General features: G+C 43.5%; 14 protein-coding genes and 2 tRNA genes. All 16 read right to left on the reverse strand.

Annotated features, from left to right (window positions below; genetic code table 11):
* Positions 1-49: 49 nt before the first annotated feature.
* Positions 50-1,963, reverse strand: a complete 1,914-nt coding sequence (gene ftsH, locus BSI_RS00785; RefSeq protein WP_003242099.1) for an ATP-dependent zinc metalloprotease FtsH — start codon at positions 1,961-1,963, stop codon at positions 50-52.
* A 97-nt stretch (positions 1,964-2,060) separates the two neighbouring features.
* The gene (hpt, locus tag BSI_RS00780) at positions 2,061-2,603 is read right to left on the reverse strand and encodes a hypoxanthine phosphoribosyltransferase (protein WP_003218388.1); all 543 of its coding nucleotides are present in this window, start codon (positions 2,601-2,603) and stop codon (positions 2,061-2,063) included.
* The gene (gene tilS / locus BSI_RS00775; RefSeq protein WP_003242103.1) at positions 2,600-4,018 is read right to left on the reverse strand and encodes a tRNA lysidine(34) synthetase TilS; all 1,419 of its coding nucleotides are present in this window, start codon (positions 4,016-4,018) and stop codon (positions 2,600-2,602) included. The genes hpt and tilS overlap by 4 nt, the downstream gene beginning before the upstream one ends.
* A gap of 103 nt (positions 4,019-4,121) precedes the next feature.
* The gene (gene prkT, locus BSI_RS00770; protein WP_003242105.1) at positions 4,122-5,138 is read right to left on the reverse strand and encodes a serine/threonine protein kinase PrkT; all 1,017 of its coding nucleotides are present in this window, start codon (positions 5,136-5,138) and stop codon (positions 4,122-4,124) included.
* Positions 5,104-5,841, reverse strand: a complete 738-nt coding sequence (locus tag BSI_RS00765) for a vWA domain-containing protein (protein ID WP_003242107.1) — start codon at positions 5,839-5,841, stop codon at positions 5,104-5,106. Before BSI_RS00765 ends, prkT begins: the two co-directional genes overlap by 35 nt.
* Before the next feature lie 84 nt (positions 5,842-5,925).
* A complete protein-coding gene (gene spoIIE, locus BSI_RS00760; RefSeq protein ID WP_032732375.1) occupies positions 5,926-8,409 on the reverse strand; it encodes a stage II sporulation protein E in 2,484 nt (827 codons plus the stop codon).
* 199 nt (positions 8,410-8,608) lie between these two features.
* Positions 8,609-8,680, reverse strand: a tRNA-Glu gene (locus BSI_RS00755).
* Positions 8,681-8,689: 9 nt separating this feature from the next.
* A tRNA-Met gene (locus tag BSI_RS00750) sits at positions 8,690-8,766 on the reverse strand.
* 167 nt (positions 8,767-8,933) lie between these two features.
* A complete protein-coding gene (locus BSI_RS00745; protein WP_003218379.1) occupies positions 8,934-9,320 on the reverse strand; it encodes a S1 domain-containing RNA-binding protein in 387 nt (128 codons plus the stop codon).
* 80 nt (positions 9,321-9,400) lie between these two features.
* On the reverse strand, positions 9,401-9,778 hold the full coding sequence (gene divIC / locus BSI_RS00740) for a cell division protein DivIC (protein WP_003242110.1): 378 nt from the start codon (positions 9,776-9,778) through the stop codon (positions 9,401-9,403).
* A gap of 17 nt (positions 9,779-9,795) precedes the next feature.
* Positions 9,796-10,431, reverse strand: a complete 636-nt coding sequence (gene yabQ, locus BSI_RS00735) for a spore cortex biosynthesis protein YabQ (RefSeq protein ID WP_003242112.1) — start codon at positions 10,429-10,431, stop codon at positions 9,796-9,798.
* Complete coding sequence (gene yabP, locus BSI_RS00730; RefSeq protein ID WP_003242114.1) at positions 10,428-10,730, reverse strand: sporulation protein YabP; 303 nt, start codon at positions 10,728-10,730, stop codon at positions 10,428-10,430. Before yabP ends, yabQ begins: the two co-directional genes overlap by 4 nt.
* 78 nt (positions 10,731-10,808) lie before the next feature.
* On the reverse strand, positions 10,809-11,069 hold the full coding sequence (locus tag BSI_RS00725) for an RNA-binding S4 domain-containing protein (protein ID WP_003226716.1): 261 nt from the start codon (positions 11,067-11,069) through the stop codon (positions 10,809-10,811).
* A 2-nt stretch (positions 11,070-11,071) separates the two neighbouring features.
* A complete protein-coding gene (yabN, locus tag BSI_RS00720; RefSeq protein ID WP_003242115.1) occupies positions 11,072-12,541 on the reverse strand; it encodes a bifunctional methyltransferase/pyrophosphohydrolase YabN in 1,470 nt (489 codons plus the stop codon).
* A complete protein-coding gene (locus BSI_RS00715) occupies positions 12,531-14,129 on the reverse strand; it encodes a putative polysaccharide biosynthesis protein (RefSeq protein ID WP_003242118.1) in 1,599 nt (532 codons plus the stop codon). Before BSI_RS00715 ends, yabN begins: the two co-directional genes overlap by 11 nt.
* Positions 14,130-14,312: 183 nt before the next feature.
* Positions 14,313-14,849 (reverse strand): stage V sporulation protein T, encoded by a 537-nt coding sequence (spoVT, locus tag BSI_RS00710; protein WP_003242120.1) that lies wholly within the window; start codon positions 14,847-14,849, stop codon positions 14,313-14,315.
* Between the last annotated feature and the right edge of the window lie 62 nt (positions 14,850-14,911).

Here is a 14,911-nt window from a genome sequence, read left to right on the forward strand (position 1 = left end):
ACAAAAAAAACTGCCAGCGTCAGCCGGCAGTTTTTAGATAGAAAGCGAATTACTCTTTTGTATCGTCTTTCTTTTCTTCTGTTTTTGTCAGAATGTTTACTTTCACATCATCGTTCTTTTCATCATCAGAGAAATTGCGTTCAGGCAATGTTCCATGATCAACAAGGTGTTTGATTTGTTCAGCGTCAAGTGTTTCAACTTTCAGAAGCGTTTGAGCAATCAATTCAAGCTTGTCACGATTTTCAGTCAGGATTTGTTTCGCACGCTCATAACATTCTTTGATGATGCGCTGAATTTCCTGATCAATTTCGTAAGCGATTTGATCACTGTAGTTTTGTTCATTGTTGAAATCACGGCCTAAGAATACCTGACCACCCTGAGACTGTCCAAATTGCAACGGTCCCAGTTTTTCTGACATACCGAATTCTGTAACCATTCGTCTTGCAATATTCGTCGCACGCTGGAAGTCATTGTGCGCTCCTGTGCTGACTTCACCGAAGATAATTTCTTCAGCGACACGTCCGCCCAAGAGACCGACAATTTTATCAAGCAGCTCCGGCTTTGTTTGGAAGTAACGGTCTTCTCTTGGAAGCATAACTGCATAACCGCCAGCCTGGCCCCGAGGAACAATCGTTACTTTATGGACCATATCAGCCTCATCTAAAACGAGTCCGATAACGGTGTGTCCGCCTTCGTGATAAGCCACGATATTGCGTTCTTTCTTGGAGATGACGCGGCTCTTCTTAGCAGGTCCAGCAATGACACGGTCCGTCGCTTCGTCAATATCACGCGCATCGATTTTTTTCTTGTTTTGACGAGCCGCCACAAGAGCAGCTTCATTCAATAGATTTTCTAAGTCCGCGCCTGAGAAGCCTGGTGTTCTCATGGCAATTGATTTCAGGTTAACCGTTTCATCCAGCGGTTTGTTTCTCGCATGGACTTTCAATACAGCTTCACGGCCAATGACATCTGGGCGGTCCACTGTGATTTGACGGTCAAAACGTCCCGGACGAAGTAAGGCTGGGTCCAAGATGTCCGCACGGTTCGTCGCAGCAATGATGATGATTCCTTCATTGGCGCTGAATCCGTCCATTTCAACAAGCAATTGGTTAAGCGTCTGTTCACGTTCATCGTGTCCGCCGCCGAGACCCGCTCCACGCTGGCGTCCGACTGCGTCAATTTCGTCAATGAAGATCAAACAAGGCGCATTCTTTTTCGCATTTTCAAACAAGTCACGTACACGGGAAGCACCGACACCTACAAACATCTCAACGAAATCAGATCCGCTGATGCTGAAGAAAGGAACGCCAGCTTCACCTGCACAAGCTTTTGCCAGCAATGTTTTACCGGTACCTGGAGGTCCAACTAAAAGCACGCCTTTAGGTATTCTTGCGCCAAGCTCGGCAAACTTGCGGGGATCTTTAAGAAACTCAACAACTTCAACGAGTTCTTGTTTTTCTTCGTCAGCCCCTGCAACGTCTTTAAATTTGACACGTTTCTTTTCCTCTGTATACAGCTTCGCCTTGCTCTTACCAAAGTTCATGACACGGCTGCCGCCGCCTTGAGCCTGATTGAGCAGGAAGAAAAACAGAATAAAGATAATGACAAACGGGATGATGGTCGTCAGGAATGTCACCCATCCGCTTGTTTCTTGAGCGGGCTCAACCTTTACGTCTGTCTTTTTCAAAGCATTAAATATCTGGTCTGCTCCCTTTCCTTCAGGAACATGAGTCAAAAAGTATTGATCTTTGTCGTAATTTTTCAGCTGTCCTTTTACCTCATAAACACCTCTGACAGGCTGAACCGATACGCTATCAACTTTCCCGTCATCCAGGTTTTTGATAAACGTACTGTACGACATATTTTCTGTTTTCGGATTTGAGGTCTGGAAGTAGCTCACAACCCCGATTACTACTAATAAAATAAGTAAATAAAAAATGGTATTACGGAAGACCCGATTCATTCCTTACCTCCTCCCACAGTAAGCACAACTATGTTCAATAGTACCATAGAAAATCATTCCAATACAAACAATAACCATCTCGGAAGCAGGCTGCCGATCAGCTTTCATAAACTGCCGGTTTTAACACTCCGATATAAGGCAGATTGCGATAGCGCTCAGCATAATCAAGTCCGTAACCCACTACAAACGCGTCAGGAACTTCAAAGCCTACAAAGTCTGCTTTGATGTCTGCTTTTCTTCCGCTCGGTTTATCCAAAAGGGTAACAATCTTAATTGATTTTGCTTTACGGTATCGGAAGAGCTCTACTAGATAACTTAAGGTTAACCCACTGTCGATGATATCTTCAATAATTAAGATGTCCCGGCCCTCTACAGATGTATCCAAATCTTTAATGATTTTTACTTCTCCAGAAGAAACCGTAGAATTTCCGTAGCTTGATACATCCATGAAATCCATTTCCAAATATGTATCAATATGCTTGATAAGATCCGCCATAAAAGGAAGCGCTCCTTTTAACACACCGATTGCCAACGGAAATGTATCTTGATACTCGCTCGTTAATTCTGTGCCTAACTCTTTTACTTTCTCTTGTATCTCTTCCTCTGAGATCAGTACTTTCTCGATATCATGTTTCATCATGATTTTGCTTGCCCCCTACACTTTTCATGCTGTCTATATTGTAATACAATGCGGTCGCTGTTTGGAATCACAAGATCTTCAAAAATTGATTTTTTCAAGCCCGGTATCCAGATAATTTCACCGCTTGCGTCCGTTACAATCGGCCAGTTGTCTCTTTCTCGGAGAGGCAATTTCTTATCAATAAATATATCCTTTACCTTTTTTGAGCCGTTCATCCCTTTTAGTTTGATCCGGTCTCCAGCTTTTCTTGTCCGGATCGTTAAGGGAAATCGCACCTTTTTTTCACTTGTAATAAAAACAGCATTCCCATGTTCTTCAGGCAAATCCGCATAATGCTTTGCCTCTATCAGAAATCCATTGGGGAGCACTGCCGTTTCATCAGCAGCTCCGCTTATTTGGTATTCAAAGGGAACATTTTTGCACTGCCATTGTTCAAATGTAAACAAACATGTCTGATATGATTTGACCACCTTCAGCCCTTTCGGAAAGTCCAATACTCCTGAAGGACTGCCCTTTTCCGCCCAATCAAGAAACTGCTGAATATGATGAGCTGAAAAGGATGATGGAACGTTTTCATAAAGATAGTTTAATATTAGTTGAACTCCTCTTCTTTGTAAAGGCATCGGGAGGGCAAGCAATTGAGAGGAATTGATTTCAACTGATGTATTAGACTGGCTTGTGATTACTTTATTCATTTCGTCTTTCGTTAATGACTGTAAGAATTGCTCATCTTCCGTCAGTGCCTCACTCACTTTCTGAAACCTTTTATGCACATCCGGTGATTCCTGTTTCAAAAATGGTAGCACTGTTTTTCTGAACCTGTTTCTTGTGTAATCATCTTTAGCGTTGCTTTCATCCGTCCGGTAGCTCAAGCCGTTTTCACGGCAATAGTGAAGGATCTCTTCCTTTGTAATGGTTAAGAACGGCCTGATGATCCGCCCTGTCCCAAAACGTCTGACCGGCTGCATTCCTGCAAGTCCTGCTCCAAGCGTGCCCTTAGCCAGTCTCATAAGCATCGTTTCAACTTGGTCATCACCATGATGCGCAAGCGCCAGATAGTCCGCTTGATGCTTCAACATGATTTCCTCAAAAAACTGATAGCGGCAATCACGTGCTGCAGCCTGCTTATTGAGACCTTTTTCCTCTGCATAAGCGGTTACATTGATTTGAGCCGTTTCGCATGCGAGCTGTTCAGCCTTACAATAAGCTTGGACAAAACGCATGTCCTCCTCGGATTCCGTGCCCCTGAACCGATGGTCAACGTGAGCCGCGATAATATTTGCTGAACGGCCGCATAACGTATGCAGCGCGTGAAGAAGAGCCATTGAGTCCGGACCGCCGGAAACGCCTACAATGATTGTCGCCCCTTTTAATGCAAGATGATGTTTGCTAAAAAAATCTTTGACACTTTTCACAATGTCCTCCTCACAATGAGCAGGTATTTTAAAGATATTCATATCCTATCACTTTCAATCCTTCCAAGCAAAGAAGAAGCATAGGCTTTGCAGTTTGTGCCATTCAGATTAAGAAAAAGATAATGTAGGCGAAATAAAGCGCTAAAACGCTGATCACGATAAGTGTTGTTTCAAATAATCCGCCCGACTTAGCCGCCTTTTGTTTAGGGGTGTATCGCGTCTTTGTTACTTTTCCCTGACGCGGTTTCTGCTGTCTTTGTCTTGTAGCAGGCTGCGGTGGTGCTTTTGCAGCTTGTTTTCTTTGTGCTGCCTTTTGCCCCGCGTCTAGCATATCCTTCTTCATTTCATCTGCAGATTGATAATCTCCGTTCAATGCTGACAAAAGCACTTTTTTATACTTTTGCAGCAGCGGGTTTCCCTCGATTAGAGACCTAAGCTGTTCCTTAGGCTGGTTTGTTTTCTTGAATTCTTTTTTATGCACACTGTTGATCATAATCATGGCAACTGCGAACAGATCGTAGGATGGCTCAGCTTTTCTTGTTCCATACCCCCAATAGCCTCTGTCGTAAAACTCCGTATACTCTTTTATCGCCCTACCTTCCTTTGTCGTGCCGCCTACATCAATGCAGCGGATTCTTGCAGGCGGACCGGTTACAATCAGATTATCAGGTTTAAGATCGCCGAATATCCATCCTTGCTGGTGAAGTACCGATAAGCTGGATAACAGCTGAATCATCAATACCGGTATCCATTCTGCTCCTTTATCACTGACATACTTCAAAAGCAGCGGGCCTTTTATGTATTCCATTGCATAAAATGAAACTTTCGTATTGGCACTGGGAATATAGGCATCATCCGTATCAAAAAAAGAAGGCCCCATCGTAACGGACTGGGCCTTTGAGAAAGATTTCAAGACATTCACTTCAGAAGTAATAGACAGGCTGTCATCACTCACCTTTAAGGCAACATGTCCATCTGATGCTTCTGCCAAATACACAATTCCATTGGCCCCTTTTCCAAGCTGTTTACGCAATGTATAAGTGTTTCCATTCCACTTGCCTTTGATTGTCGTACCCGGCTTGAGGCTACATGCCAAACTCGTCAAAGCGTCGTTCATCATCTGCCAGCATGCTCCTTCTTGAGCGGATTTTTTCAAATTGCATTGTCGCTTCACGTATCGCCGGACCTGTTGGCGTGATGCCGCCTGTCGAAAGCTTTGCAAAGAGAGTGGAAAGAGATTGCAGCTTCGGTGTCCAGTTCAGCACAAGCTCGACCTCTTGTTTTTTCCCGGGAAATATACACATTGCAAATTCGTTATTCCCGATTCGGGAATTGAGGCTGACAGACAAATCAATCAGCGCCTCTTTTACTGTAGGGAGCTTAGGCGCCATACTTGCGCTTGTATCAACAAGAACCAAAACCTGAAGATGCACCGTTTCTCCAAGCTCGTCTACCACTTCCATGACTTCGCCGCGTTTTTCCGGAGAAAGCTCCTCCATTTCCACATTCTTTCCGAGAATTTGTTTCAGCTCTTGATTGACTACCCCTTGTAAGGTTTGCGTCATTGCTTTTTTTGTTACCATTTGAACGGTTTGCGAAAGCTGAGATGCATAGACGACCTGATGCACGCCGCCTCCGGCCAGCGCAATTCCTTCGACTTCCTTCATTGCCTCAGGGTCAATTTGGTTTTCTTCCATTATACCTATGACATTTACCGTAATCCCCTGCTCTTTAGCAAAAGCAGCCATTGCAAGCGGGTCTTCCCCATGATTCGAGCAGCCATCCGTTATCAGCAAAATTTGATTTAAATGTCCGTTATTCACATTCATTCCTCCTGGAGAATACGAGGATTCTCAGATTCCTATATTCCCATCTTCGCCAGAAGAAATTTGATTTATACGGAAGCGTTATGAAATTTCTTGTTTAGTTTGAAAGATTGCCGGAACAGGAATGGATGCCCACTTCGGTGTGTTATGGTCAAGCCGGACGACAACGACTGTCATGTCATCTTCAATTTGGCCGGATCTCGTGCGGATGACTTCCTCCATGAGCAAATCAGCAATCTCCTGCGGATCATTTGTTTTTAACCCTTTCATTTTGCGTTTCATCCATAAGTCATGATTTTCTACATGCTTAGGCCCCTCAAAAATGCCGTCACTCATCATAATCAAGAGGTCACCCGCTTTCAGCTGCTCACTCACAACCTCCACATCAAATTCATTTATAATACCGATTGGCAGATTGCTCGCTTGGACTTTCATTACCTGGTCACCCCGTTTGATAAAGCTAGGCGTCGATCCGACCTTCAAAAATTTACAGCTGGCATCTTGAAGATCGATAATAGATAGGTCAAGCGTGGAATATATCTCATCAGTTGTCCTTAGGGACAGTATACTGTTGATCGTTTTAATTGCTATTTTTTCATCAATGCCCGATTCAAGGATTTTCTCAAGAAGCTTGATCGTTTCATTGCTTTCGAAGTGCGCCCTTGCGCCATTGCCCATTCCGTCACTGATTGCCGCAGCATATTTTCTGGCTCCTAGCTCCATCATGCTGTAGCTGTCGCCCGAGACAAGGCCGCCGCCCTTCGCAGCGTGAGCCGCACCTGTAGACACCCTGTATGATTTGGTTGACCCAAAGGCAACATGACTGTATCCATTCGGATGCGGAGAGTGCTGTTCAGCTTTCACAAGAATTTGTTCTTCGAGAATGTCAGAAAGCATAGGGGCAATGATTTTTTCACTTTCTCCATGTCCGCTGAACGGAATGGTCATTTCGATATCGATATTTCCTTGTTCAAGACTATATATCTCTACATGCTGAATCTCGATTCCGAAATGCTGAAGGGCCTCTATGATTTGCTCTTCCTGCAGAAAGTGCTGTTCCCGCTCTCTTTTTATTTCCCGAGAAAAGTCTGCCATGACCTCAGAAACACCCAAAAGCTGTTCAGCAACAAGACGCCTGCTGTCTTGGACTTTTTTCTTAAGCGTCAAATGGGCATGATGATGTGCGAGTTCATCCTCAATCAGCTCTTCAACCTGCTTTGATTTAGAGCAATGCTGATGAAACTCTTTTTTCAGCCTTCGGTTTGATGCATATTCTTTTTCTTCTGTTTCAAGCATAACTTGTTTCATTAAGTCATATGTTTTATCAAAGTTCTGTACCCAGCACCTGTTTTTCTTGTAGCACGTCTGACAGGAATGCTCCGTGATCTTGCTTAAAAACAGATCAACTTCGCTGTCATCTGTCTGTTCGTCTGATGCTTGATAAAAGGTTGCAAAGCTTTCAGACAGCGCGTGAAATACATTGGAGAACTGGTCTACCTTCTGAGCAGTGACATCTCTGATTTTCCTTGCATATTGCTGCTGCTCTTGAAGATGCTCCACAGTTCCCGGAATATATCTCGCCACTTTTTTAGTAATTGATTGAGGTGTAAGCAAAAACAGGCCGACTGCGATTAATGACTCATAGAGCGTTGTCATCAGACCGGCAGAGCCTTCACCATATAAAGAAATAAGAAGTGATCCAACGATCAGTCCGATTGCTGCGCCCGCTTTTTTCCCTTCCTTCAGTAAACCGCCTAATAAACCGGAAAAAGCGAGCAAACTCATTTGATAAAGATTTCCGATATTCGCCAAACCAAGAATCAGACCGGTCACGACACCAACTGTACAGCCAATGCTTGCTCCGCCAATAAAGGAAAAACTCAGTACAACATAACGAGCCAGTACATGCTCTGCCTGCATCCCTTGGTAGGACAAGCCCGCAAGCCCCGTCAAAACGGAAGCAATAAGTATCATAAAGCAAATGATTTCTTCTATTTTTAAAGATTGTTTTACTTTTTTCACAGTGAAAATCGGAAGGCTCTGAAGGAAAATCAGCGTCAAAATAAAGGATAGTCCGGCTTCTACAACAGCCATCACATAATCATAGGTTGTAAACGTGCCATTTTGAGCGTAAACAAACCCAGCTCTTGCAGCAGCCATGGAGAAAAACACGACAATCGGGAGTGCTTTCACGCGATCGTCGGTGATGAAGGCGGCCACTTTAGAAAATACGAAGAATGCCAGCAATGCCGCTAGTATGAGCAATGAGTGTTTCGGAGAAATGGTCAGCGCACCTGCAAGCACAGCCAAAACCGCATAAAGCGCCTTGTCTCTTCTGATGAGGAGCATCGCTCCAAAGAAAGGAAGTGCGAAAGGAAGCACCTCCGATAATATGAAAGCCCGTCCAAGCAAAAATCCGATGACGACATAAATGAATCCTTTATAGAAAAACAGTGAATGCAAATGATGAGTCACCAGCTTCGTGCCCCTGTTAAAAAACGATTGGAGTTTTTCCAAAGCTTGTCCCGCCATTGGCCCGTTCACTCTTCTTTCTGCTTTTTCCATTCCTCTCATCTCCCACCTGTTATATTCGTTGCCTGTCATTATAGCGAAAGCACAGATAGGATTTTGTCAAAAGAAGGTAACAATACCAAAGAAATCTTCGACGGTTTCTGCCTTGATATTCGGTTATCAAAAGAATTTCTGGAATGTTGTCTAAAAATGAAAAAAATCGGCTTCTGCAAGAGAAACCGATTTTTTAGGATGACCCGTACGGGACTCGAACCCGTGTTACCGCCGTGAAAGGGCGGTGTCTTAACCGCTTGACCAACGGGCCAAACAAATATGGTAGCGGCGGAGGGGATCGAACCCCCGACCTCACGGGTATGAACCGTACGCTCTAGCCAGCTGAGCTACACCGCCATATTGTTTGGTGCTTCTAAGCACAAGTTATATAATACAAAGGTTTGTCCTTTTCGTCAACAGAAACTTTAATGTTATAATTTTCTGACTTTTAAGTGAAAGAAGATAACAAAAAAAGCATCCGTCGGGATGAACGGATGCTTCATTTATTTATAGAAAGCAGCAAGTTATCCTCTTCTTGCTCCGCGCCCTCCACGTTTTGATTCCGTATTGCGTTTTAAAGATGACAAGCGATCTTCGCTGTCTTTTAAAAACTTATTCATTTTCTGTTCAAAAGATTCTTTCGGACGGAAATCATTTCTAGGTCTGGCTTGCGGACGGTCTTTAGCTTTTTTAATAGATAAACCAATTTTCCCGTCTTTTTCAACGTTGATGACTTTCACTTCAACTTGGTCGCCGACTTTTAAGTGATCGTTAATGTCTTTGACATAGTTATCAGCTACCTCACTGATGTGAACGAGACCGGTTGAGCCTCCAGGCAATTCAACAAATGCTCCAAAATTTGTAATACCTGTTATTTTCCCTTGCAACTTGCTGCCAACTTCAATCGACATAAAAAAAGTGCTCCTCCTTAGGCTTATAAAAAGATCGTTTGCTTAATTATACCTAAATAAAAATTTAAGTGTCAACAAGGCTACTTGCTCTTCTTCTCCACATTGAAGATAATTTCTCCGTCTCCAGACATGAATAAGTCCCTTCTGGCAAGCTCTGTGACGTAATCCTCATCCTTCAATTTGGATATTTCTTCTTTTAAATCCGCTTGTTTTGTCTTTAAACTTTTCAGTTCTTTTTCAAGCTGTTCCTTCTTTTCTTCTTTTGCGCTAAGGGAAGATGTTTGAGACCATACAGAGCTTGCCAGCACAATTGCCGTCAGGAATACTAGGGCGCCGAATACAGTCAACCGTCTGTACAGCCCTTTGCGTCTTCTTTTCTTCAGCTGATTCTGCCGCTCTACTTGTTCTTTATAGTCGTTTTGTATTTCAGTTATCGTTCGTTCTCTGGAAAAATTCAAACCAGACGGTCCTCCTTTCATCTCTTCAAAAAACGTGTAATGGTCGTTCTTATGGTTACCAATAGTTTCTTCTTCTTTTTGAGAAATCCTGCACCTTTTTCAAAATAACGTCTAAAAGTTAGACGCATCTTTTCAGGAAGAAGTTTCAAACATTGTTTTGCGATAAAACGGATCGGAAAACACAGAACCATGGCTATTTTATATAGACACAACAAGAGAAAAACGATCAAGCGGTATATTTTCTTTACTAAAAACGCCGCCAGCCAGATGATCGCTCCGCATGTCCACACAATAGGACGAAATAACACGTGCTGAACGAGTTTTTTGAAGAATTGATAAACAGAAACAACAAGGTAAATGCCGAATTTCAGTATTTTTATATAGATTCGTTTGCAAAGGCTCTGATACGTCGCAACGCCCAGCAGAACCGCTAAAAAGATGTAAAGCCTGAATTCTCCCTCATTTACATGAAGCAAGACATAAAAGAAAAGCAGCCCTTGCACAATCCAGAAAAGAATATCATGAATAAATAATAGCCATCTGGCTGTTTTGGCACGAATGACAAAGAGCCGGTATGTATCAAGCGACGCCCCAAGCCAGAGGCCCATACCGGACATCGCCAGCATTGTATAGAATTGTGTCGTCAGCGTCATTTAAACAACTTGCTAAAAAACCCTTTAGCTTTATCCCCTTGTTGTTCGTCTAAGTACACTAAATCAAATACCCTGCCTTTAATGGAAACAATCCCTTTTTCCACATCTAAATTTTTCATCTGCAGGTTTTGGCCTCTGACTGAGAGCATTCCCATCACAGTTTCCAGCAGGAATTCTTCATTATCAAAGCTCTCCACTTGCTTAACCCCAGAAATATCTAAATGCTTCCGGCCTTTCATTGTCACATCATGCTGTTCCGGAACAGACGAAGAACCTTTTTGCTCATAATATGAATTCATCTATTAAACCCCCATATCCTCGATACTTTTAGCATTATTACTGCATTGTATGAGGCGGGGGATTTTTTTAGAACAAGCCTATTCGCCGAGTTTTTCTTCCTTTAGGATCGTATACATGTTTGCAGCTTCTTCTTTTTTCGTCGTGTCTTTCAACTCATTGACTTGAACCGTTACAAGCTTTTGGCCGAAGCGGACCGTTAGTTCATCTCCCGGTTTTACGTCAGAGCTTGCTTTAGCCTGGTTTCCGTTAATAGAGATGCGTCCCTGGTCAGCTACTTCCTTTGCTAGTGTACGTCGTTTAATCAGCCGTGATACTTTCAAAAATTTATCTAATCTCATATTTATGATCTCCTCTCAGTTTCTTTTGCTTCATTCCACAGTTTGTCCATGTCCTCAAGAGACATATCAGCCAGCTCGATTCCCTTTTCCTTTGCTGTTTCCTCAATATACGAGAACCGTCTCCGGAATTTGTCATTGGTCATGGCCAGCGCTTCCTCCGGTTCTATCTTGTAGAAGCGGGCTACATTCACAAGTGCGAACAAAATGTCGCCAAACTCAGCCTTGAGATTGTGTTCATGAGGATCTTCAGAAACCTCAGATGAAAATTCCTTCATTTCCTCGCTTACTTTTTCCCAAATATCGCTGACGTCTTCCCAATCAAAACCGACCTTCGCTGCTTTTTTCTGCAGTTTAGCAGCTTTTGAAAGAGCTGGAAGGGTTTTCGGCACGCTGTCTAATAAGGATGCTTCGGATGTATTTTTTTCGGCTTTTTTTATGTCTTCCCAATTTGCCAAAACATCGTTTTCATCCTGAACCTTAACATCTTTAAACACATGGGGATGTCTTCGGACCATTTTTTCACTGATACCTTTTATGACATCATCAATTGTGAAATAACCTTCATCTTCGCCAATCTGCGCGTGGAGTAAGACCTGAAGCAAAACGTCGCCAAGCTCTTCGATCATATGGTCTGTGTCTTCTTCGTCAATTGCTTCAAGAAGTTCATAACACTCTTCAATCATGTACTGTTTTAATGACTGATGCGTCTGCTTTTTATCCCACGGACATCCATTAGGCCCGCGAAGCTCTCTGATGATGCTTCGGAACGCGGAGAATTCGTGATAAAGCAGCTTCTCTTCTTTAATCGGCGGAATATACACACTTGTTAAGTTATTCAAGGCGACATTGCGGTCCAGCTCAAATAAAGGCACTGTCTGGATCTCCTCGTCACGGCTTCCAGCCGCTGTCACGATCACAACCTCATAATCATCAGGCAGCTTTTCCATCAATGTCAGCTTGACTTCAGAAGCCGTCATTTGGTCGTAAACCTGACAAATGATCAGGTGGTGTCTGAGCTCAAGCTCATCCGCGGACAATGTGCCGGCATCCACAAATTGAAAGCCTTCAATCGGGTCGATTTGCAAGGCATTGAATGTGGCATCAAGAAAACTTTGTCCTCCCGCGACTTTTACTTGGACGTTTTTCTCTTTCTGCCGCTCCGTCAGCAGCTGTACTGTTTTTTCCGCGACAAAAGGGTGTCCCGGTACAGCATAAACCACGTCCTCACGCTGTGCCTCTTCTAAGAGGATATTTGCAATTTCTTCATATACCTTATCGAACTGGTCATGTTTCTCATATATATCATCAAAAAAACGGATGTTCTTCGTTTCTTTTTCAAGCTCCTGAATTAAGGGATGATCCTTGGTTCTGACATACAGCGTATCAGCTTTTGTCAGCAGCTTATGTATACCAATTGTCAATTGGTCCATGTCTCCGGCACCAAGTCCGACGACTGTAATATTACCCGCCATTTTGTTCTCTCCTTCTCATGAATTTGCTTAACTTGCTGCCAAAAGGCACACTGTTCAGCTCTTCATCTGTAAAGATACCTAATTTCATCATACAATAAATAAACACCGCGCCACCAATGGCGACAGCAGAAAGACTTTCAATCGCAGCCGCTCCTCTTCCTGCTGCAGGATACAAGAAACTCCAGAGACGCATATACGCAAGCAAGACAGCCGACATCAAAAGGGCACATCCAATAATCGGAATCATAACGGCTCTTAGTTTATCGAGCCATTCCTTTTGCCGAAGCTGATACAAGTTAAGCCCGGCGACAGCAGCAAAGGAAGCCGCTGTTGCAAGTGATGCACCTTCAATCCCATAGTGCGGAACCAAAAGGGTGTTTAACACCCATTTCACTGTAACGCCTGCGCCCACCGCTATCGCAGGAAAAACTGTGTATCCCGCCCCCTGCAAAACTGCGGCTGCCGTGACTGCCAGAGATGCAAACAAAATGGAGCAGCTAAATATTTGTAACGCAGCTGTCCCTTCACCATTTTGAAACAGCATGATATTGACCGGCTCAAGAATGCAAATTAATCCAGCCGACGCGCCTGTACCCAATACAAGACATAGTTTTAAAGAAGACGTGACTTTTTCTTTCATGATCTTCAGCTCTTTGTTCTTTACGGCCTTAGAAATATACGGAACGAGTGACGTCGCAATGCTCACTGCGAAAACTGAACCAAGCTGCAGCAAGGGCTGCCCCCGATCATAAATCCCCTTTAGGCGTTTCGCTTCTTCGCTTGCCTCACCGTCTGAAAGCAAAGAATATAAATTCAAAGCATCAACAAGCTGGATAAACAAAAGCAGCAAACTGCTTACACAAATTGTAACCGAATATAAAAGCAGTTTTTTCATTAGTTCTTTTGTTGTTATGACATTTTCATTTTGCGTTTCCGTTTGTTTGTCTCTTTTCACTTTAAACCAAAAAAATCCAAGTATCATCAACGCAATGAAACTCCCGGCAAGAGACCCGGAAGCAGCTGCCGCTCCCGCAGTATAAAGCGAGGCTCCCTTTTTGACGAGCCAAAATGATAATCCCAAGAGCACCGCAACCCGCAGAAATTGCTCTGTCATCTGCGATAAAGCTGACGGGAGCATATCGTACCGCCCTTGAAACCCGCCTCTAAGCAACGCGACAAACGGGAACAGCAGAAATGCAAACGCAGTGACTTGAATTAACACGGCGAGATGTGAGTCTCCCATAAAAAGTGCGATTGGTACAGCACCCATATATAAGCACAGAAATAATAAAACACCAATGAAAGACAAAAACAACGCTGACATTTTTAATATGGTGTGATGGCTTTTTTCACTGTAATCATTCATCAGTTTCGAAATAATGACCGGAAATCCTGATGTTGACAGCATGACCGCAATACCAAGAAAGGGATAAACCTGCTGATATATATAAAATCCAACATCGCCGACAATGTTTTGAAACGGGACTCTGTACACGGCGCTTAATATTTTTGAGATAACGCCTGCCAGAATTAACACAAATGCCCCCTGCCAAATCCAATGCCGTTTGACGCCTATTGAATCGTCCATCCAAAAGCTCCTTCCCAACGTCAGGGGCAATACGGTTCACGTATTACCGCGGCACAAATAAAAACGAGGTTATTATACCACATCCCAACCCTTGGAATCCTTTTTGGGCATGCATGAAAAAAAGAACAGCATCCCATGGAGAGCTGTTCTTTTCATACCTATTTTCGATAAAAGGAATAAGACCTACTGTTCCATTTGACGCGCCAAAAATCCAGCTGCTGTCTCAACGGCTTTATGCTCTACTTCGCCCATTGTCTGATCCTTTGAAAAAATAACCACGGCGCCTATCGGATCGCCATTCGCCACAATCGGGCCGATAGTATAAGAATTCATGTCCTCATCTATGCCATTCACAAGCTGTACTGATTTCGCATCACTCTCAAGCACGGAACTGCGCTGATCCATTGTTCTTTCCAGCATTTCGCTGATCGACTTGTTTAAGTAGTCTTTTTTTGAGCTGCCAGACACGGCAATATATACGTCACGGTCACAAATAAGCACTGAATGCCCGAGACTGTCATAAAGCGCGTCTGCATACTCCTTTGCAAAGTCTCCAAGCTCACTGATCGGAGAGTACTTTTTCAAAATCACTTCTCCGTCACGATCTACAAAAATCTCAAGCGGATCGCCTTCCCTGATTCTTAGAGTTCTGCGAATTTCTTTAGGAATCACGACCCGTCCTAAGTCATCAATACGACGTACGATACCGGTTGCTTTCATCTCTGGTGCCTCTCTTTCATTTGATGGTATATACATGTGGGAAAGACCTAAAGCAAGTCACT

Origin of the sequence: Bacillus inaquosorum KCTC 13429, from assembly GCF_000332645.1 — a bacterium.
GTDB classification, from domain to species: Bacteria; Bacillota; Bacilli; order Bacillales; family Bacillaceae; genus Bacillus; species Bacillus inaquosorum.